19 protein-coding genes are annotated in these 19,255 nt (G+C 52.8%); 4 read left to right on the top strand and 15 right to left on the bottom strand.

Annotated elements, in window-relative coordinates:
• Window positions 1-104: 104 nt before the first annotated feature.
• Entirely contained in the window at window positions 105-908 is an 804-nt protein-coding gene (locus ACUVOF_RS19805; protein WP_447045977.1) for a GNAT family N-acetyltransferase, read from the bottom strand.
• A gap of 288 nt (window positions 909-1,196) precedes the next feature.
• On the opposite strand from ACUVOF_RS19805, the gene ACUVOF_RS19800 reads away from it, so the two are divergent.
• The 3 genes from ACUVOF_RS19800 (at window position 1,197) to ACUVOF_RS19790 (ending at window position 4,000) form a co-directional block, all read left to right on the top strand.
• Window positions 1,197-1,877 (top strand): response regulator transcription factor, encoded by a 681-nt coding sequence (locus tag ACUVOF_RS19800; RefSeq protein WP_447045976.1) that lies wholly within the window; start codon window positions 1,197-1,199, stop codon window positions 1,875-1,877.
• Window positions 1,874-3,271, top strand: coding sequence for an ATP-binding protein (locus ACUVOF_RS19795; RefSeq protein ID WP_447045975.1), 1,398 nt, complete (start codon window positions 1,874-1,876; stop codon window positions 3,269-3,271). Before ACUVOF_RS19800 ends, ACUVOF_RS19795 begins: the two co-directional genes overlap by 4 nt.
• Window positions 3,272-3,400: 129 nt before the next feature.
• Window positions 3,401-4,000, top strand: coding sequence for a CBS domain-containing protein (locus ACUVOF_RS19790; RefSeq protein ID WP_447045974.1), 600 nt, complete (start codon window positions 3,401-3,403; stop codon window positions 3,998-4,000).
• Between the two features lie 104 nt (window positions 4,001-4,104).
• On the opposite strand, the gene nhaD is transcribed toward ACUVOF_RS19790, so the two are convergent.
• From nhaD to ACUVOF_RS19770, 4 genes are all read right to left on the bottom strand, one after another.
• Entirely contained in the window at window positions 4,105-5,571 is a 1,467-nt protein-coding gene (gene nhaD / locus ACUVOF_RS19785; protein ID WP_447045973.1) for a sodium:proton antiporter NhaD, read from the bottom strand.
• Window positions 5,572-5,795: 224 nt separating this feature from the next.
• Window positions 5,796-7,172, bottom strand: coding sequence for a bifunctional UDP-N-acetylglucosamine diphosphorylase/glucosamine-1-phosphate N-acetyltransferase GlmU (gene glmU / locus ACUVOF_RS19780; RefSeq protein WP_447045972.1), 1,377 nt, complete (start codon window positions 7,170-7,172; stop codon window positions 5,796-5,798).
• A gap of 1 nt (window position 7,173) precedes the next feature.
• On the bottom strand, window positions 7,174-8,316 hold the full coding sequence (locus ACUVOF_RS19775; RefSeq protein WP_447045971.1) for an FAD:protein FMN transferase: 1,143 nt from the start codon (window positions 8,314-8,316) through the stop codon (window positions 7,174-7,176).
• A 93-nt stretch (window positions 8,317-8,409) separates the two neighbouring features.
• Window positions 8,410-9,210 carry an undecaprenyl-diphosphate phosphatase gene (locus ACUVOF_RS19770; protein ID WP_447045970.1) on the bottom strand — a complete coding sequence of 267 codons (801 nt, stop codon included), beginning with the start codon at window positions 9,208-9,210 and terminating at the stop codon, window positions 8,410-8,412.
• 203 nt (window positions 9,211-9,413) lie between these two features.
• Between ACUVOF_RS19770 and ACUVOF_RS19765 the strand changes: the two genes are divergently transcribed.
• Complete coding sequence (locus ACUVOF_RS19765; protein WP_113270191.1) at window positions 9,414-10,607, top strand: cation diffusion facilitator family transporter; 1,194 nt, start codon at window positions 9,414-9,416, stop codon at window positions 10,605-10,607.
• Between the two features lie 31 nt (window positions 10,608-10,638).
• On the opposite strand, the gene mgtE is transcribed toward ACUVOF_RS19765, so the two are convergent.
• From mgtE to ACUVOF_RS19715, 10 genes are all read right to left on the bottom strand, one after another.
• Entirely contained in the window at window positions 10,639-12,015 is a 1,377-nt protein-coding gene (mgtE, locus tag ACUVOF_RS19760; RefSeq protein WP_113270192.1) for a magnesium transporter, read from the bottom strand.
• A gap of 137 nt (window positions 12,016-12,152) precedes the next feature.
• Window positions 12,153-12,581, bottom strand: coding sequence for a F0F1 ATP synthase subunit epsilon (locus ACUVOF_RS19755; protein ID WP_447045969.1), 429 nt, complete (start codon window positions 12,579-12,581; stop codon window positions 12,153-12,155).
• Window positions 12,582-12,605: 24 nt separating this feature from the next.
• Window positions 12,606-13,985 (bottom strand): F0F1 ATP synthase subunit beta, encoded by a 1,380-nt coding sequence (atpD, locus tag ACUVOF_RS19750; RefSeq protein ID WP_113270194.1) that lies wholly within the window; start codon window positions 13,983-13,985, stop codon window positions 12,606-12,608.
• 74 nt (window positions 13,986-14,059) lie between these two features.
• Window positions 14,060-14,947: a F0F1 ATP synthase subunit gamma gene (gene atpG, locus ACUVOF_RS19745; RefSeq protein ID WP_447045968.1), complete on the bottom strand. Its 888-nt coding sequence runs from the start codon at window positions 14,945-14,947 to the stop codon at window positions 14,060-14,062.
• A gap of 68 nt (window positions 14,948-15,015) precedes the next feature.
• Entirely contained in the window at window positions 15,016-16,560 is a 1,545-nt protein-coding gene (gene atpA, locus ACUVOF_RS19740) for a F0F1 ATP synthase subunit alpha (RefSeq protein ID WP_447045967.1), read from the bottom strand.
• 16 nt (window positions 16,561-16,576) lie between these two features.
• Window positions 16,577-17,113, bottom strand: a complete 537-nt coding sequence (locus ACUVOF_RS19735; RefSeq protein ID WP_447045966.1) for a F0F1 ATP synthase subunit delta — start codon at window positions 17,111-17,113, stop codon at window positions 16,577-16,579.
• Between the two features lie 11 nt (window positions 17,114-17,124).
• Entirely contained in the window at window positions 17,125-17,595 is a 471-nt protein-coding gene (locus ACUVOF_RS19730) for a F0F1 ATP synthase subunit B (RefSeq protein ID WP_447045965.1), read from the bottom strand.
• 76 nt (window positions 17,596-17,671) lie between these two features.
• The gene (atpE, locus tag ACUVOF_RS19725) at window positions 17,672-17,899 is read right to left on the bottom strand and encodes a F0F1 ATP synthase subunit C (protein WP_022521051.1); all 228 of its coding nucleotides are present in this window, start codon (window positions 17,897-17,899) and stop codon (window positions 17,672-17,674) included.
• 75 nt (window positions 17,900-17,974) lie between these two features.
• Window positions 17,975-18,802, bottom strand: a complete 828-nt coding sequence (atpB, locus tag ACUVOF_RS19720; protein ID WP_447045964.1) for a F0F1 ATP synthase subunit A — start codon at window positions 18,800-18,802, stop codon at window positions 17,975-17,977.
• 32 nt (window positions 18,803-18,834) lie between these two features.
• A complete protein-coding gene (locus tag ACUVOF_RS19715; protein WP_447045963.1) occupies window positions 18,835-19,227 on the bottom strand; it encodes an ATP synthase subunit I in 393 nt (130 codons plus the stop codon).
• Between the last annotated feature and the right edge of the window lie 28 nt (window positions 19,228-19,255).

The following is a 19,255-nucleotide window of genomic DNA, read 5'->3' as shown; positions in this document are numbered from 1 at the left end:
ACGCCAAGACATGCGTATTGGTGCTAGTATAACGGCAACGCAAAGCGCAAGAAAATGCTACTAAGCGCGCCTATGTCACTAATGGCTGCTATTTAGGCCTTCTCTTAATGCTTCGCCCCTTGCTCCATCCCTTTCCATGCTAATAAATGCTGCTGTGCATAGCGCACAAAACCAGCCTGCTGGTACAGCCGTTTGGCCGGTAGATTGACGTCATCAACCGCCAGCACAACGTCAGGCGCTCCTGCCTGTTGGGCAAGCTCCAGAGCTTTATTTAACAGCGAGCGGCCTAAGCCTTTACCACGCCAGTCAGGCGTCAGCCCCATTAACATAAGCTCCCAGCGCTCTAAGTCCTGACGGGGAGCCATCAACAGAACGCCCACGGTAACGCCTTGATAACCCACGGCGTACCAATGTTGAGGCGCTTGGGGAGCCTGCTGATAAAAGCCGACTAATAACTCATTCTCTGAGAGTACGTTACGCAGAGCACGGCTATCCAGCGAATCGTGTCCCACGGCGGCCAAAAGGGCCAACTGTTGCGTTTGAGTTAACGCAGCAAACGGCTGCAGTGACAATGGTCTCGTTTCATTCATTGCTAAACGGCGGTGACTGCTGCCAGTTAAATGTTCCAAGCAGACCAAGCGCTGCATGCCGTGCTCACTCAACAGTGCTTCTGTTTCAGTAGCCTGGGACGATAGCGTCAGGTGGCAAAGGCGCATATTCTGCGTTGTTACCCATTGGTATGCCGCACGCAACAGCGCGTGGGTATGTTCAGCCGCTACGCTGGGTAACGGCAACCATAATTGGGCCATTTGTCTGGGTAAGCACTGCACCCAGATGGCGCCACACAGTCGCCCAGCCGTGTAACTTACCCACAATCCTTCCCAGGCTTCTTCTGGTGCGTTCGTCATTGTTTTCAAAGCACTACTGAGCGATGACTGTAATGCAGAATCATGCGCTGCTGCTAAGTAGAGCAATGCTTCGCGCCGCTGGCTTGGCGGGCAGGGAATAGCAGATAAGGAGTTTAAAGGATGCTGATGCGCTTTAACCAATGACGAGACTCCGAAGCAGTGATAAAGCATGCTACGTTATTAACCTACCGCCCATCCTGACGGTCTGACCCTTCTAATGCTACTTTTTCAATGTCTAACGGTTTAAGTACCAAGCGACAGCAGCCCCATAGGAGTGAGCACCCTGCCATGCGTATATTGCTAGTCGAAGATGATCCCAGCTTGGCCGCGGGCATTCGCTTGGCATTAAAACCCGAACACTTCACGGTGGACCACCTTAGCGATGGCGTTACCGCCTTGGCTGCATTAAAGGAGGGCGAGCCCTTTGATGCGGTTATTTTAGATCTGGGGCTGCCACGCATGGATGGCATGCAAGTGTTGGAAGCCGTTCGACGGCAGGGCAATCGCGTACCCATTTTGGTATTAACCGCTAGGGATGCCGTCGATGAACGTATCGCCGGGTTAGACGCAGGTGCAGACGACTACTTAACCAAGCCGTTTGAAGTCGCTGAATTAAAAGCACGCCTGCGTGCCCTGTTGCGCCGCAGTAGTGACCAGGTAAATAGTGCCCTGGAGTGTCGCGGTATTCACCTAGACCCGCTAACCATGCGTGTTAGTTACCACGGTCAACCCGTGGTGTTATCACGTCGTGAACTGACATTACTGCAAGAGTTTATGAGCCACCCTGGACGAGTGTTCACCCGCGATACGTTAACGCGCTTGGTTTATGGCTGGGACGAGGACGTCGAAAGCAACACTATTGAAGTACATGTGCACCACCTACGACGAAAATTCTTTCCTGACCTAATTCGCACGTTGCGCGGCATTGGTTACGTCATGGATAAAGCGGATCAGGACAGGCACTCATGAGTTCCATTCGCCAACGAACGCTAGGGCTGGCGCTGTTGGTGTTTGGAATTAGCATGCTGATGATTGGCTTTATCAGCTATCGCTACGCTGCCCATGAAATTGAAGCGTTGTACGATGCCAGCCTTGAGCAAAACGCACGTTTATTAGAGGGCTTATTGCAAGCCCCGCTGCCGGAGGAATCGCGTAGTGTATTACTCAATAGCCTTGAAAACGCCTTAGGGGATGCGAATACGACGAAATCTGATCGACGCTTGGCAGGACAACAAGAAGATAGCCAGTTGGGATTTCAGTTATGGGAAGGGGACAGCCTCCTTCTGCGCTCAGCCAACGCCCCCGTGTCGCCGCTAATCAATCCCCCTCACGGGTTCACTAGTCAGCTTATCGATGGGTACGAATGGCGCCTTTATGTACTTGAAGTAACAGGCACCGCTCAGCGAATTGTGGTCAGCGAGCGTGAAGATATGCGCGGCGACATTATAAGCGCGGTTGCACTGCGTACATTGATGCCCGACTTGATTGGCCTGCCGCTACTTACCATGCTGCTATGGTGGTCTATCGGTTGGGGGCTAGCCCCTCTCTCGCGTGTGGCCGAGCAAATACGCAGTCGTGATCCACATAATTTGCAGCCCTTAACGCTTAACCCACTACCCCGAGAATTAGCCACTATTGCCGGAGCGCTTAACCGCCTGTTAGAACGTATCCGGATAATGCGCGTGCGCGAGAAACGCTTTATTGCCGACGCCGCCCATGAACTGCGCACCCCTTTAGCGGTACTTGACCTACACGCCCAGAATGCACTGACCGCTGACAATGTTAAAGATCGCCAAGAGGCTCTCAACCACCTGCGCGATGGCGTCGCACGGGGCACCCGTTTGGTTACCCAGCTGTTAACGCTTGCTCGCCTGGAGCCTGAAGAGGAGTCACAACCTGAGTACCGCACCACCAACCTACTGAGTGAAGTGCGTGAGATGTTGGCCAAAATTTCGCCATTGGCTGCTGAACGTGAACAGCAGTTGCTGCTAAACGCTGATGAACAGGCAAATTGGTTGCTGTTGGAAGAGCCAGGCGCTATTGAAACCCTGGTACAAAATCTGGTGGGTAATGCTATTCAGCACTCGCCGAATCAGAGCGTGATCAGCATTACGCTAGCGACGACGCCACACTACTTTCAATTAATAGTGGATGATCAGGGCCCCGGCATACCGATCAATGAGCGCAAAAAAGTAATAGAGCGCTTTCAGCGAGCAGGCCCTAGCGCTGGTTCAGGGCTAGGGCTTTCTATCGTTGAGCGGCTAGCTATGCGCCATAACGGCACGCTACAGCTTGATGATGCCCCCAACGGGGGATTACGCGTACAAGTTGCTCTACAGCGCCCAAAGGAAGAATCTAAATAATACGCCTGTTCTTTGTACACTCGCGTTTTATGGGTCTCTTAAGGTTGCGGTAAGAATTGCATGCAACTGTGGGGTTGCATGGTGAGCCAGACAACAACGGCTCTCCTTTTCTCCACATGGAGGTCCCCGATGAACCAAGTAACCTTTTCACCTAAGCCATTAATTCAACTAAGCTCAACGCCGCTACTAGCCATGCCTGCACCGCGGCGTCTGCTGCCCACTAGCCCTGCGATGACCGTGCTTACCGATTTTTCTCAGGTAGTACCTCAATCTGTAGGTGCCGAGACGCCCATCGACGAGGCGCACCTTAAGATGCGTTATGGTGGCGTTCGTTTGCTGTTTGTCATGGATAAACAGGCCCACTGTATTGGCGTTATAACCTCGAAAGAAGTCATTGGCACTCGGCGAATTAACCTAGCCATGCAGCAGCGTAATCTCACGCGTGCGGAAGTCACGGCTGAAATGGTGATGACACCATGGCACAAGCTCAGCGCCATGCCCGTTGCACAGCTAGCGTCACTGACTATTGAAGATTTAGTGTTGTCGATAGACACGGTTACCGATCAGCACCTATTAATCACTGAGCAAAACGATAACCACGAGCTTAGAATTCGCGGCATTATCTCCACAAGCGATATACAGAGCGCGGTGGGTAAAGAAGCTAACCCAGTACCTATGGCAAAGAGTTTCGCCGATATTTGCCAGGTCATAACCGGCCACGACTTATAACGTTTCAGCGTTGATAAGCCTTTAAAAAAATTTGGTAGGCCTTTAAATAAAAACGCCCCTCACCGATTTCTCAGTGAAGGGCGTTCTAATTTAGAAGAAGGTGTTTAAAACATCGACGCATTAATCCACAGGTGCGTGGCGATACTCGCCGCATAGCCTAATAAAATGGCCGGCATCCAGCGCAGGTGCACGGCAAAGGTATAGATCCCGCGCGCTTGGCCCATCAGAGCGACGCCTGCAGCGGAGCCCATCGAAAGCAAACTGCCGCCCACGCCTGCCGTCAGCGTCACCAACAGCCAGTTACCTTCCGACATATCTGGGGCCATGGAAAGTACCGCAAACATGACCGGAATGTTATCCACTACCGCCGAAATAAGACCCAACACCACGTTCGCCCACACGGGATTCCAGCTGCCGTAAAGCGTTTCAGAGAGCAGGCTGAGATAGCCCATAAAGCCAAGGCCACCCACACACATTACCACCCCGTAGAAGAACAGCAGCGTATCCCACTCGGAGCGCGCAATACGGCTGAAAATATCAAACGGCACCACGCTACCGAGCTGCTCAAGTTTTTTCCAATCGCCCCGGCGCGAGTAGCGCTCGCGCTTGCGTTCCAGCGAGCGCGGCAGGCTGCGGCGCAGGTAGTAACCAAAGAACTGCAGCAGGCCTAGGCCAAACATCATGCCCATGGCAGGCGGTAAGTAAAGGATCGAGTGGCACAGCACTGAAATAGCGACGGTGATCAAAAACAGCACGATAATCCGCCGGGCACCTCGCTTGAGCCAAACATTCTCTTGTAAAGCCGCTGGCTGGCGATTCGCGATAAAGAAATTCATGATCACCGCAGGCACCATGAAATTGACTATCGCAGGAATCAGCAGCGCGAAGAAACCTTCGAACGGTACTTGGCCCGCCTGCCACACCATCAGGGTGGTGATATCGCCAAACGGGCTGAACGCACCTCCAGCGTTGGATGCCACCACCACGTTCACACAGCACAGGCCGATAAACTTGTTATCGCCTTCGGCCACTTTGAGCACTACGGCACACATCAACATGGCAGTGGTCATATTGTTGGCGATCGACGAAATACCAAACGCCATCACCCCTGTGATCCAGAACAGGCTGCGATAGCTGAAGCCTTTGCGCACGAGCCAAGAACGCAACGCATCAAACACGCGGCGCTCTTCCATGGCATTGATATAAGTCATCGCGACCAGCAAAAACAGCAGTAGCTCGGCGTATTCAAGCAGCGTTTCGCGGAAGGCGGTTTCTGCCTCTTCCGGCATGCCCGCTTGTACATAGACCCAGGCCACAAGTGCCCAGATAAGGCCTGCGGCGACCAATACAGGCTTAGACTTACGCATGTGCAGTAACTCTTCACTCATCACCAACGCGTAGGCGAGCACGAAGATCACGACAGAAGAGATACCGGTTAGCGTGAGGGTAAGATCAAGTGGCCCGGCGGCAGCATAAGAGAGAGATGGGAGTAGAAAAAGCGAGCAGGCGAGCAACAACCAAGCGACCCGGCGAGCGACATGCCGAGTTACGAGGGCGTTTGGTGGTTTCATGGTGATATTATCCAATCAGGGGGGAGAAAGACCGCCACGATCATAAGCACCCTAACGAAATGCTGCAACGCAACGGTTGCGCATAAGATGCGACGTATTGCCGCATCTTGTAAAGGCTTTTTTATTAGTTTAACTACGCATAAAGTTTGGTGTGTTTATCATTACACTGCCACGCTTTTGGCTGGGTTACGTGGCAGGCCTACAGTGAGAATAGATATACAGTTTTAAGTACTAGGCTTCGTCTCTTTACTGGGGCGCAGCCAGTCAATTTTTTCTATCTGGCGACTGCGCGTTACTGCCAAGGCGCAGTCGGTGACGTCTTTAGCAATCGTTGAACCAGCCCCCACCGTAGCACCTTTGCCTACCGAGACAGGCGCAACCAAGGCTGTATTAGAGCCGATAAAGGCGTTATCACCAATGTTTGTTTGGTGTTTATTGGCACCATCGTAGTTACAGGTAATCGTGCCTGCGCCCACATTCACGTCACGCCCTAAGCGTGCATCACCTACGTAACTTAGGTGATTAATTTTACTGCCTTCACCTACATCGGCATTTTTGGTTTCAACAAAATTGCCTACCTTGGCTTTTATCGCCAACCGTGTTCCAGGGCGTAGCCTTGCAAAAGGGCCTATCTGATTTAGGCCGGCCGCGACCGTACCTTCTATCACACTGTGGGTATCGATTACGCTTTCTGCGCCAATGGTGCTGTTTTTGATCACGCAGTAGGGGCCAATACGCACGCCTTCGCCAAGCTCGACCTCACCTTCAAAGACGCAGCCTACATCGATAAAGACATCATGACCGCAGCTCAAACGTCCGCGAACATCCAAGCGTGCGGGGTCGGCAAGCGCCACTCCCTCTGCCATCAATTTATCGGCATACTGCTGTTGGTAAGCGCGTTCGAGTCGAGCCATTTGCGCTCGATTATTGACCCCTTCCACTTCTACCGCGGTGGCCGGTTGGGCTGTACATACTTTAATTCCCTCATCTGCAGCCATGGCAATCACATCGGTAAGGTAGTACTCGCCCTGCGCATTTTCTGCGGAGAGCTGCGGTAACCAGCGTTTCAGTTGGGCACTGGTCATCGCCATAATACCGGTATTACATTCGCTGATCGCAAGTTGTGCGCTGCTGGCATCTTTCTGCTCAACTATTGCCACTGCATCGTCTGCGTCATTGCGCACTATCCGTCCATAGCCCGCAGGATCCTCTAGCGTGACCGTTAACAGCCCCATATGCTGCTCATCTACTTGGGCCAACAGCTCGAGTAGCGATTCCCGCCTCAATAGCGGTACGTCGCCGTATAGGATTAACACCTTGCCGCTGCCCAACTGCTCAAGCGCTTGAGCTACCGCATGCCCGGTGCCCTTCTGTTCAGTCTGAACAGCAAATTGAACAGCATTTTCTGCCAACGCCTCGCGCAACTGCTCAGCCCCATGGCCTATCACTACATGGGTGCGATCCGGCTGCAGCCCTGAGGCTGTATCCAGTACATGCTGCACCATGGGTTTGCCAGCCAAGGTATGCAGCACTTTGGGAATTTGGGAACGCATGCGGGTACCTTTACCTGCTGCGAGAATGACGATATCCAGTTCTTGCATATTATTCCCCTGTTACCGGTTGTTCGGCGGGCATGGTCGTTTGCGGGATGGCGGTTGGCGATGAAGGAGCGGGTAATTGTTCAATGCCTAACTCATTAACCAGCGTTTCACCAAAATAATTAACGAATTCTGGTGTGGCGATGCTGCGCCACTGTTCGCCTTCACGAACGAGCAAAAGTGCCTTGAGATTGTGCTCAATAGCCATCTGCATAGCGTCTTGTTCGCCCACTACCAACAGCGCTGTTGCCCAAGCATCTGCCCAAGCGTTTGAAGGATGAAAAATAGACACCGAAGCAACTTGGTGAGTCACTGGCCGCCCAGTACGCGGATCAATGGTATGGGAGAAACGCTCTCCCTCTACTTCAAAATAGTTGCGATAATCGCCTGAGGTGGCCACCGACATGCTCTCTAGCGGAATAATATGCTGGGCACGCTGCTGCCCATCTTCAGGCACCTCAATGCCAATCTGCCAGGGCGTTTGTTCTTCCTCATCACGCAGGCCGCGGGCGATTAGTTCTCCGCCAATATTGACTAAGTAGTGCTCCAGCCCTTGCTGCTCTAGGTAAGCAGCGACTCGGTCAGTTCCATGACCTTTGGCCACACCGGAAAGGTCGACAAACACATCGCGGGTACGGCGTGCCTGCATATTTTGAGTATCGACCTCTACCGCATCAAAGCCTACCTGAGCAAGTTGCTGGGCCAGAGCGCTATCAGAAGGCGCTTCTTCTGGCCTTGCGCCAGGCCCGAAACTCCATAGATTAACCAAGTCGCCAACGGTAATATCAAAGGCACCGTGGCTGGCTTCAGCGACTGTCTGGCTGATCGCCAATACCTCTATGAGTTCATTGGAGAGTGGCTGCCACTCTTCTAAAGGCGCCTCGTTAAAGGCGATTAGTTCGGAATCGTCGCGGTAAGTGGACATCGACTGGTCAACGCTCTCCAGCTCTGCCAAAAAACCCTCTTTCAACTCAAGGGACTCACCCTGAGTGAGCGGATCCATAATGGTCACCTGATAAAAGGTACCAAATATATTTCCCTCAAAGCGCACGGGAGGTTCCAGCGGGCGGTCGTTCTCTGAACAGCCTGCGATACCTATTAGTAAGCCCAGCATAGCGACTATTAATAAGCTTCTTCTCCTGACCATACTCCCACCATGCATATACCCACCAGACTTGTTTCTAACAGTCTTTTCCATAGCTGCTTTGCCTTAAAAAAATAAAGCTTTAAGAATGAAGCCCTAGAAATGAAAGAACCATAGCAGCCAGGCGCCGAACAGCACCCGATAAATAACAAAGGGCTGCATGCCTATTTTTTGGATAATTACCAAGAAATAATGGATGCACAAATATGCACTAATACCCGACAGTAACGTACCGACTAACATTGCGACCCAATCTATCGACTGCTGCGTATTAAAAAGCCCCACGGCTTCTAACCCGCCTGCCAGCACAATGACCGGAATCGACAGTAGAAACGAGAAGCGAGCGGCCCCTTCTCGGCTCATCCCCACCATCAAGGCCGCCGTAATGGTGATACCCGAACGCGACGTGCCTGGTATTAGCGCCAGCGCCTGGGCACCACCTATGATCAGCACATCCTTTAAACGTAGTTGGTATTCACTACGTGTTCCCCGCATACGCCAATCGGCATAGCCCAACAACAGCCCGAAAGCAATTAAGCTGATGCCGATAATCAACGTAGAACGCATGTAGTGCGAAATAATATCGTGCAGTAGTAAACCCACTAACCCCACGGGAATGGTCGCTAACGTCACCCAAAATGCCAAGCGCGCATCTTCATTCACGCCTTTCCCGCTGATCGCGGCTAGGCTATTGATAACCATCTGCCAAATTTCCCGGCGGAAATAGATAATGACCGCTGAGAGGCTGCCTAAATGCAGTGCCACATCAAAGGCTAAGCCTTGATCTTGCCAATCTGTCAGCACAGGCACCAAGATCAGGTGGGCAGAGCTGGAAACGGGTAAAAATTCTGATATCCCTTGCACAACCGCCAACACCACCACCTGTAGCCAATCCATAGGTAATCCTGTGTGTAAAAATTAATGTGTTCGTTTGTAAAGACGCTTAAGGATACACATCCGCAATTTTTTTGTCCGCTCTTACCGGCATTAACGTTAAAAAGCAGCGTTTTAACGGCCGAAAGAAGTTGAGACTGTAGAGGGACAAGCGTAGTGCGCTACAATAGGCCACTAATGAAAGCGTGCGTCCTTGTAAGGTACCCATGACTCAGACCATCGAAACGCCAGTGGTTCACGACCAAGAGCGACTTAGCCAAGAGGCCAAGCGTGTCACCTATATAGGCGCGTGGCTGGATGCATTGCTAAGTATCGTCAAAGTCACCATTGGTTTTATGGTCGGTTCAGCGGCGTTGATCGCCGACGGTATTCACTCTCTATCAGATTTAGTCACCGACGGTTTTGTCCTGGCGGCGATTCATTACGGGCGTCAGGAACCCGATAAAGATCACCACTACGGTCATGGCAGAATCGAAACCCTTACCACCCTACTGTTGGGCAGCGTACTGATCTTCGTAGCGGGCGGCATTGCCTGGTCTAGTATTGATCGTCTGATTAGCGGTACCGATGTTAATGCACCTGGCATGCTGGCGATCGTCATTACAGTGATCGCGCTATTTAGCAAAGAGTGGATTTTTCGCTACACCATGCGGGTTGCCAAGCGGGTAAAGTCCAAGTTACTCGAAGCTAACGCGTGGCACTCGCGCAGCGATGCCTTATCCACTGCCGTGGTACTGGTGGCATTAGTCGGCGCCCAGTTTGGTTTGGGTTGGCTGGATGCCGTCGCTGCCATCATCGTCGGGTTATTGGTCGGTAAAGTGGGGTTGGATCTGCTGTGGGAATCAGCGCGAGAGCTGGTCGATACCGCGCTGCCGGTCGACGTACAAAATCAAATGCACGATGTGGCCTGCAGCGTGCCGGGGGTGGATAGCGTTCACGACCTGCGTACGCGCCAGTCAGCTGGTTGGGTGATGGTCGATTTGCACGTGGTGGTGGGACCTAAAATTACCGTCTCCGAAGCCCATGAAATTGGTAATGAAGTCAGCCGCCGCCTGCGCCATGAATTCCCCGCGCTTACCGATGTGATTTTTCACGTTGACCCGGAAGACGATGCTGGTGCGGGCGATCCCAGCCGCCTGCCTGGGCTACCACTGCGGCCTGAAGTGGAGGCTGCCCTGGATGCGCGTTGGTATAAGCATCCGGTGTGGCGCACGCTGAATGAGCTACAGCTACACTATCTGGATGATAAGGTCTCGGTATCGCTGATCATTGCTGATGCGGTACATCAACCGCCCCAGTGCCTCGCTAGCCAGTTAAAAGCGCTGGCTAGCGATATCGAATGGCTGGGTCACGTGGAAGTGCTGTTTATAACCCGCGCCGCCAGCAGCTCTATGCGCTAGGGCTTCGAGCTTTTAAGGACAAGCATGGACTTTATGAGAGCAACAGCGTCGCTATGCTGAAGTAGATCACGACCCCAGAAGCATCAATAAGCGTGGTCACCAGCGGTGCCGAGGCCGTGGCAGGGTCGACCTTAAAGCGCTCTAATACAAACGGCAGGCACATCCCCAGCAGGCTACCGAATAGCACAATAGTGACCATGCTAAAGGCAACCACCATCGCCAGCGCCTCCCCCCCGCGCATAATGCCAATCGGCGTTACCGCGATGGCCATTGTGATACCCAGCGACCCGGCGACAAGTAGCTCGCGGCCCAGTAGTTTGCCCCAATCTTTGACACCCACGTCTCCGGTCGCCATACCGCGCACCATCAGCGTGGCTGCCTGGGCCCCGGCGTTACCGCCACTGCCGATCAGCAGCGGTAAAAAGAAGACCAGCGCTACCTGAGCAGCAATGGTCTCTTCAAAATAGGCAATCCCAGCGCCCGAAAACAAGTTGGCGAAGACCAGCAAAACCAGCCAAAACACCCGTTTACGGTAAAGGCTCCAGAGCGGCACACGGCTAACGCCATCCTCCAGTTGACCAATCGACATCCCTTTATGGAAATCCTCTGTTGCCTCGGACTCAGCGACATCCATTGCATCATCGTGGGTGACAATGCCGACCATGCGGTCATCGGCATCAATCACCGGCAGCGCTAACAGGTCGTACTTCGCCACAATTCGGGCGACATCTTCCTGGGCGTTATCGACCCGGGTGCTGATAACATCTTTGATCATAATGTCATCTACAATGGCACCCGGACGCGCCACCATCAGTTGGCGTAATGACATGGTACCAATCAGTTCACCGTCGCTATCCAGGATATACAGCTGGTAAACCGTTTCCGCATCGGGGGCCGTCTGGCGTACCCGCATCATCGCTTGCGACACCGTCATGCCACTGGCTATGGAGACATAGTCAGAGGTCATGATGGCGCCTGCAGTACCCTCTTCGTAACTGGCAAGCCGCTTTAGATCTTCGCGCTCGCGGTGGGCCATGCGACGTAATAACGCCTCACGGCGGTCTTCGCTGAGTAGATTAAACAAGTCGGCACGTTCGTCCGAGCCCATCTCTTCCAGCAACTTGAGTACCTGACTGTCGTCCAGCTCCCTGACTACCTCAAGCTGGCTTTCACCAGGCAAATAGCCCAGCACGTTAGCGGCGCGCTCTGCAGAAAGGATATCCAGCAGCGTGAGCGCAGCAGACAGTTCTTCATCATCCTCGATCATCTCTTCGAGCACTTCACCGATATCCGCTGAGCGGGTTTCGGCTAAGCGCAAAGAGAGTACTGATTTACTAGGCACTTCCTTGGCCAACTCATCGAGCAGTTCGGCTTTTAATTCCTGTAGGCTTTCATCATTCAGTGCCATGGCTCTCTCCTTCACGCTAACAAACGACGTGCTGCTGACTTACTGCCAACTAACTATATTACCAGACAAAAAAAACGCCCCTTAAACCCTCTTTAGCGGGTTTAAGGGGCGTTGGATGCACGCCAAGCGCGTGAGAGTTAGCCTTTACCCGCCTTTTTACGCAGCTGCTGGATCGTTCGCAGCTGAGCAACGGCTTCGGCAAGTTCAGCGGCAGCTCGGGTATAATCGAGCTCCGATGATTTCTCATTAAAGGCTTTCAGCGCTTGCTGACGCGCTTCTTCGGCAGCAGCCTCATTGAGGTCGCTGGCACGCGATGCAGAATCGGCCAGAATCGTCACGACATCCGGCTGAACTTCCATGAAACCGCCCGTGACGTAGAAATTTTCTTCTGCGCCACCATCATAGATCACGCGAACCGGACCCGGCTGAAGCTCGGTCAGCAGCGGAGCATGACCCGGCAAAACGCCTAGGTCACCCATAATCCCGGAAGCAATCACCTGCTCAACAGTACCTGAGAAGATGGATGCTTCAGCGCTGACGATATTGCAAGTAAAGCTATTCGCCATAGCGAATCCCCCTAATGGACGGGATTACTTCTTCATCTGGTTGGCTTTCTCGACAGCTTCGTCGATTGAACCGACCATGTAGAAGGCCTGTTCCGGCATATCGTCGTATTCACCCGCAAGGATGCCCTGGAAGCCACTGATCGTGTCTTTCAATGAAACATACTTACCTGGTGAACCGGTGAATACCTCAGCAACGAAGAACGGCTGCGACAAGAAGCGCTGGATTTTACGCGCCCGGGAAACGGCCTGCTTGTCTTCATCAGACAGCTCATCCATACCCAGAATGGCGATAATATCCTTGAGTTCCTTGTAGCGCTGAAGAACGTTCTGCACACCGCGAGCAGTCGCATAGTGTTCTTCACCGACCACCAGCGGGTCCAACTGGCGCGAGGTGGAATCGAGCGGGTCGATCGCCGGGTAGATACCCAATTCGGCGATAGAGCGCGCTAATACCACGGTAGCGTCCAGGTGCGCGAAGGTGGTCGCTGGCGATGGATCGGTCAAGTCATCCGCAGGGACGTAAACGGCCTGTACGGAGGTGATTGAACCGGTCTTCGTCGAGGTAATACGCTCTTGCAGAACGCCCATCTCTTCAGCGAGTGTCGGCTGGTAACCTACTGCTGATGGCATACGACCCAGCAGGGCTGATACTTCGGTGCCGGCCAGGGTGTAGCGGTAGATGTTATCAACGAATAGCAGAACATCGCGGCCTTCATCACGGAATTTCTCAGCGATAGTCAGACCGGTCAATGCAACCCGCAAACGGTTACCTGGGGGCTCGTTCATCTGACCGTAAACCAGCGATACCTTATCGATAACGTTGGATTCAGTCATTTCATGATAGAAGTCGTTACCCTCACGTGTACGCTCACCTACACCGGCAAATACAGAGTAGCCGCTGTGCTCGGTGGCGATGTTACGGATAAGTTCCATCATGTTAACGGTTTTACCGACACCGGCGCCGCCGAACAGACCAACTTTACCACCCTTAGCAAACGGGCAGACCAAGTCGATAACTTTGATGCCGGTTTCCAGCAGCTCGTTAGACGCTGCTTGGTCGGCATAGCTCGGTGCTTTACGGTGGATCGGCATGCGCTCTTGCTCGCCGATTGGTCCTGCTTCATCAATCGGCTCGCCGAGTACGTTCATAATACGGCCCAGCGTTTCCTTACCTACCGGTACGGAAATAGCGGTACCTGTGCTGGTCGTTTCCATGCCACGCTTCAAGCCCTCAGTGGAGCCCATGGCAATAGTGCGCACCACGCCGTCACCCAGCTGCTGCTGGACTTCGAGGATAGTCTCTACATCAGAGACCTTCAGCGCGTCGTAGACCTTGGGCACAGAGTCCCGCGGAAACTCTACGTCAATCACCGCGCCGATGATTTGTACGATACGTCCGCTCATCTTGGTTCCTCTCTAAAACCTGCAAATGAAACCTGTCTGCCGGGAGCCCGCTAGCAATGATGGCTCCCTAGGCGTTATACGGCAGCTGCACCGCCGACGATCTCAGAAATTTCCTGGGTGATGGCGGCCTGACGAGCCTTGTTATAAACCATCTCCAGATCGTCGATCAGGCCGCCTGCGTTGTCAGTGGCACTTTTCATAGCGATCATTCGGGCAGCTTGTTCACAAGCGCCGTTTTCCACTACCGCCTGATACACCTGCGATTCGATGAAACGAACCAGCAGGCTATCAAGCAACGCCTTGGCATCCGGTTCATACAGGTAGTCCCAGCTTCCGGGACGGGCGTTTTCTTCGTCTTGCTCAGTGTCTTCGCCTATATCAGACGACAGCGGAAGAAGCTGACGAACCACTGGCTTTTGCGTCATGGTATTCACAAACTCATTGTGCACCACGTAAACCCGGTCAAGACGTCCTTCATCGTACGCTTCGAGCATGACCTTGATGCTGCCAATCAACGCCTCAACCGTTGGGGTTTCGCCTAAACCGCTCTTCGCCGCCACCAAATTGCCACCGTAGCTGCGGAAAAAGTTGCTGGCCTTGGCGCCCAGGGCGCAAAAATCCTGCTCCACGCCCTGCTGCTTCCAGCCTACGGATTCTTTTAGTAAGGCTTTGAATAGGTTGTGGTTCAAACCACCGCACAGGCCACGGTCTGTGGATACCACAATGTAACCTACACGCTTAACCTCGCTACGCTCGACCATGTAGTCGTGCTTGTATTCGGGGTTCGCGTTGGCAAGGTGGCCAACCACATTACGGATCTGCTTAGCGTAAGGCTGACTAGCTCTCATCAGATCTTGCGCTTTACGCATTTTCGATGCAGCTACCATTTCCATGGCGCTGGTGATCTTCTGCGTATTTTTAATGCTCCCAATTTGGGAGCGTATCTCTTTTGCAGCTGCCATAGCGATCTACCCTTCGTTCGTGGCTCTCAGAAAGCATGCAAACCCGCCCATCACAGGCGGGCCAGACATTACCAGCTCTGAGTCGCCTTGAACTTCTCGAGACCCGACTTCAGGCTGTCTTGAATCTCACCGTTGTAGTCACCGGTCTGGTTGATCTTGTCGAGCAGATCAGCGTGTTCAGACTTCATGTAATCGTGCAGAGCACGCTCAAAGTCCAACACTTTGTTCACGTCAACATCATCCAGGTAACCTTCGTTGGCGGCATATAGAGAGAGCGCCATTTCCGCTACCGACATCGGCGAATACTGATTCTGTTTCATCAGCTCAGTAACACGCTGACCGTGCTCAAGCTGCTTACGTGTGGCTTCATCAAGGTCAGACGCAAACTGCGAGAACGCCGCCAGTTCACGGTACTGAGCCAACGCCAGACGTACACTACCGCCTAGTTTTTTGATGATTTTGGTCTGTGCCGAACCACCTACACGCGAAACCGACAGACCCGCGTTAATCGCCGGACGAATACCGGAGTTAAACAGGCTGGTTTCCAGGAAGATCTGACCATCGGTGATCGAAATCACGTTGGTCGGAACGAACGCAGAAACGTCGCCACCCTGGGTTTCGATGATTGGCAGGGCGGTCAAGGAACCGGTTTTGCCTTTCACTTCACCATTGGTGAACTTCTCAACGTAGTCGACGTTAACGCGCGCAGCACGCTCCAGAAGACGCGAGTGGAGATAGAACACGTCACCAGGATAGGCTTCACGGCCAGGCGGACGACGCAGCAGCAGCGATACCTGACGATAGGCAACGGCCTGCTTGGAAAGGTCGTCATACACAATCAGCGAATTCTCGCCGCGGTCGCGGAAGTATTCGCCCATGGTGCAGCCAGAGTAGGGTGCGAGGAACTGCATCGGAGCAGGATCAGCAGCACCGGCAGCCACTACAATGGTGTGTTCCATGGCGCCATGTTGTTCCAGCTTGCGTACTATGTTGGCAATGGTCGACTGCTTCTGACCAATGGCAACATAGACACAGGTCACGCCTTTGCCTTTCTGGTTGATGATCGCATCAATGGCAATGGCTGACTTACCAATCTGGCGATCACCGATAATCAACTCACGCTGACCACGGCCGATCGGCACCATCGCGTCGATTGATTTCAGACCGGTTTGAATCGGTTCATCAACGGATTGACGGGTGATAACGCCCGGCGCCACTTTCTCTACGGCGTCCGTCATGGTGGTGTTGATGTCGCCTTTCCCATCGATGGGGTTACCCAGCGCATCGACGACACGGCCAATCAGCTCAGGCCCCACCGGCACTTCGAGAATACGACCGGTACACTTGGCGGTCATGCCCTCTTCAAGCAGCAGGTAGTCACCCAATACCACGGCACCTACGGAGTCGCGCTCCAGGTTCAGTACCATGCCAAAGATGCTGTTGGGGAATTCAATCATTTCACCGAACATCGCGTCTTCGAGGCCGTGAATTTTCACGATACCGTCGGAAACAGTGACGATGGTGCCCTGATTATGGGCTTCGGATGCGACGTCAAGCTTTTCAATTCGCTGCTTGATGATGTCGCTGATCTCGGAAGGATTCAGTTGCTGCATGCCATGTCCCTCAGACTCAAGCGGTTAGCGCTTCGGAAAGGCGGTTCAATCGACCACGTACCGACCCGTCAATAACGGTGTCGCCAGCACGCAGGATGACACCGCCGATAAGCGACTTGTCCACCTGAGTAGTAATAGAGATTTCGCGATTCAGACGTTTCTTAAGCGCGTTCGCTAGCTTCGTTTTTTGCTTACTATCCAGCTTGTAAGCAGACGTGACGTTAACTTCAACTCGCTGTTCGTGTTCGGCACGCAGGTGCTCAAACTGATCAGCGATTGATGCCAGCACCATCAAGCGACCTTGGTCAGCTAAAACAGTCAAAAACCGCTGTAAAGCTTCATCCTGTTGCTCAGGAATCAGTTCGACAAGCAGCGACACTTTTTGGCCGCTATCTAATTTTGGACTGCTTAACCGATGGCGAACGTTAACGTCTGCTACCGCAAAGCTTAAAAAACTCAGCGCTTGTGACCAGCTATCAAGCGCCTCATGATCACGCGCGTATTCAAACGCTGCCTTAGCGTAAGGACGAGCGACGGTCAGTAATTCCGCCATGATTCACCTCCTTACAGTTCAGCAGCAAGCTCATCGAGTAACTTGCGATGTGCTTGTTCGTCGACCGACGCTTCAAGAACACGCTCGGCACCCATAACAGCGAGAGTAGAGACCTGGGCACGAAGTTCATCCTTAGCGCGATTCACTTCTTGCTCAATCTCGGAACGTGCACTCGCTACTAGGCGTTCGCCTTCGGCGCGGGCCTGTTCGCGGGCTTCTTCAACTATCTGGGCAGAGCGCTTATTGGCCTGCTCAAGGATTTGAGAAGCTTGCTCCTTGCTTTCACGCAGCGTCTGCTCCGCCCGTTCTTGAGCAAGCTCAAGATCACGGTTAGCACGGCTGGCTGCATCCAAGCCATCAGCAATTTTTTTCTGACGCTCATGAAGCGCGTTGCTGATCGGAGGCCACACATACTTTGTGCAAAACCAGACAAAGATCGCGAAGGCGATCGTCTGCCCGATTAGCGTCATGTTGATATTCACAGGAATGTACCTCTGACAAGTTCGTGGCAACCGGAGTGAAACAAAACCGAGCGTTTAGCGCTCGGCTGAGCAGTCATTAACCGGCAACAACGAAGATCAGGTACATTGCGATACCAACACCGATCATCGGAACGGCATCCAACAAACCTGCCATTAGGAAGGTTTTGGTTTGCAGTTGGTCGCCCAGTTCCGGTTGGCGTGCAGTGGACTCCAGCAATTTACCGCCCAAAATTGCGAAGCCAATGCCGGTACCTAGGGCGCCGAGACCGATCATGATGGAAGCGGCAATGTAGATAAGTTCCATGGTAATGCTCCTAGTTTTTCAAGTTTAAGGTCGAGGGTTGAGGTTAAGGGTTAATGAAGTGCAAGCGTTGCTTAATTAGTGATGCTCGTGTGCGTTACTAAGGTACACGACGGACAGCACCGTAAAGATAAAGGCCTGTAGAGTAACCACCAGAATGTGGAAGATCGCCCATGGCACATCCAGCACCCAAATAGCCCAGAAAGGCAGCATCGCAATCAGGATAAAGATCACTTCACCAGCAAACATATTGCCGAATAGACGCATGGCCAGACTGAAGGGTTTTACCAATAGCGCGACAATTTCCAACAGCAGGTTAAAGGGAATTAGCGCCCAATGGTTGAACGGCGTCAACGAGAGTTCTTTGGCAAAACCACCTACCCCTTTGACTTTGAAGCTGTAGTAAAGAATCAAACAAAACACCCCCAGCGCCATGCCTAAGGTGACGTTAATATCGGTAGTCGGGACGATTTTCATATAGTCAACGCCGAGCTTGGCAAATAACACCGGGAAAAAATCCACCGGAATTATCTTCAGCGTGTTCATTAGCAAAATCCAAACGAACAGCGTCAAGGCAAGCGGCGCTATGAGCGGGTTGCGCCCGTAAAATGCACTACGCACCAGGGTTTCAATAAATTCGAACACCATTTCAACGGCATTCTGTAATCCACCGGGCACCCCGGTGGTGGCCATTTTACCGACTTTACGAAACAGCCAGATAAACAGCACGCCCATCGCGATGGACCAGCCCATAGAGTCTAAGTGAATAGCCCAGAACCCCATTTCACGGGCTTCTTCAGCAGAGTGTGCCAGCGACCAGCCATTTTCGGGATGGTTGCCAAAGGTCAAATTCTGCAAGTGGTGCTGGATATAGTAAGTCGGCGAGACTTCGTTTCCTGCGGCCATGGCTGTATCACCTCAATCAGTTGTGCAATTTTCTAGGCATTAGCATTTTTTGGCATTAACCAAGGCGTGAGCCAATGCGTAAGAACAACCGCAACATAAGCATAAAAAAAGAAAGTAGGGTTTGAGGGAGGCGCTGCAACAAACACTGCCACAAACAGTGCCACCGTCAAACCAAACTTGCCTGCTTCGGCGCGAAATAGGCGCATCGCTACCTGAGAAGACCTACTTGCGCGTAAAACACCCATTCGCTTGATAAAAAAGGCGTGGGGTAATAAGGCTACCAACGCTCCTTTAAAAACCGACGACATGCCTTCGGTGTCTGCGACTAGATAGGCTGCCAGCATACCTATCAGGGTAATCATCAGTTGCGCGATTGTGAGTCGAGCGATATACGCTTTTCGCCGCTGGGTTTCGTATCGCTGCATAACACGTGGGAAAACACCCAGCCTCACT

This window comes from Vreelandella sp. H-I2 (assembly GCF_052959335.1).
Note: the sequence above shows the minus strand (reverse complement) of the source record. Positions and strands in the feature narration are given on the sequence as shown.

Coding starts and splice junctions, on each gene's coding strand:
- nhaD (WP_447045973.1), bottom strand. CDS start 5,571: ATGAAACCACCAAACGCCCTCGTAACTCGGCATGTCGCTCGCCGGGTC.
- ACUVOF_RS19765 (WP_113270191.1), top strand. CDS start 9,414: ATGACTCAGACCATCGAAACGCCAGTGGTTCACGACCAAGAGCGACTT.
- ACUVOF_RS19795 (WP_447045975.1), top strand. CDS start 1,874: ATGAGTTCCATTCGCCAACGAACGCTAGGGCTGGCGCTGTTGGTGTTT.
- ACUVOF_RS19790 (WP_447045974.1), top strand. CDS start 3,401: ATGAACCAAGTAACCTTTTCACCTAAGCCATTAATTCAACTAAGCTCA.
- ACUVOF_RS19805 (WP_447045977.1), bottom strand. CDS start 908: ATGACGAACGCACCAGAAGAAGCCTGGGAAGGATTGTGGGTAAGTTAC.
- atpG (WP_447045968.1), bottom strand. CDS start 14,947: ATGGCAGCTGCAAAAGAGATACGCTCCCAAATTGGGAGCATTAAAAAT.
- glmU (WP_447045972.1), bottom strand. CDS start 7,172: ATGCAAGAACTGGATATCGTCATTCTCGCAGCAGGTAAAGGTACCCGC.
- ACUVOF_RS19755 (WP_447045969.1), bottom strand. CDS start 12,581: ATGGCGAATAGCTTTACTTGCAATATCGTCAGCGCTGAAGCATCCATC.
- ACUVOF_RS19735 (WP_447045966.1), bottom strand. CDS start 17,113: ATGGCGGAATTACTGACCGTCGCTCGTCCTTACGCTAAGGCAGCGTTT.
- atpE (WP_022521051.1), bottom strand. CDS start 17,899: ATGGAACTTATCTACATTGCCGCTTCCATCATGATCGGTCTCGGCGCC.
- ACUVOF_RS19715 (WP_447045963.1), bottom strand. CDS start 19,227: ATGCAGCGATACGAAACCCAGCGGCGAAAAGCGTATATCGCTCGACTC.
- ACUVOF_RS19775 (WP_447045971.1), bottom strand. CDS start 8,316: ATGGTCAGGAGAAGAAGCTTATTAATAGTCGCTATGCTGGGCTTACTA.
- ACUVOF_RS19770 (WP_447045970.1), bottom strand. CDS start 9,210: ATGGATTGGCTACAGGTGGTGGTGTTGGCGGTTGTGCAAGGGATATCA.
- atpD (WP_113270194.1), bottom strand. CDS start 13,985: ATGAGCGGACGTATCGTACAAATCATCGGCGCGGTGATTGACGTAGAG.
- mgtE (WP_113270192.1), bottom strand. CDS start 12,015: ATGGCACTGAATGATGAAAGCCTACAGGAATTAAAAGCCGAACTGCTC.
- atpB (WP_447045964.1), bottom strand. CDS start 18,802: ATGGCCGCAGGAAACGAAGTCTCGCCGACTTACTATATCCAGCACCAC.
- atpA (WP_447045967.1), bottom strand. CDS start 16,560: ATGCAGCAACTGAATCCTTCCGAGATCAGCGACATCATCAAGCAGCGA.
- ACUVOF_RS19800 (WP_447045976.1), top strand. CDS start 1,197: ATGCGTATATTGCTAGTCGAAGATGATCCCAGCTTGGCCGCGGGCATT.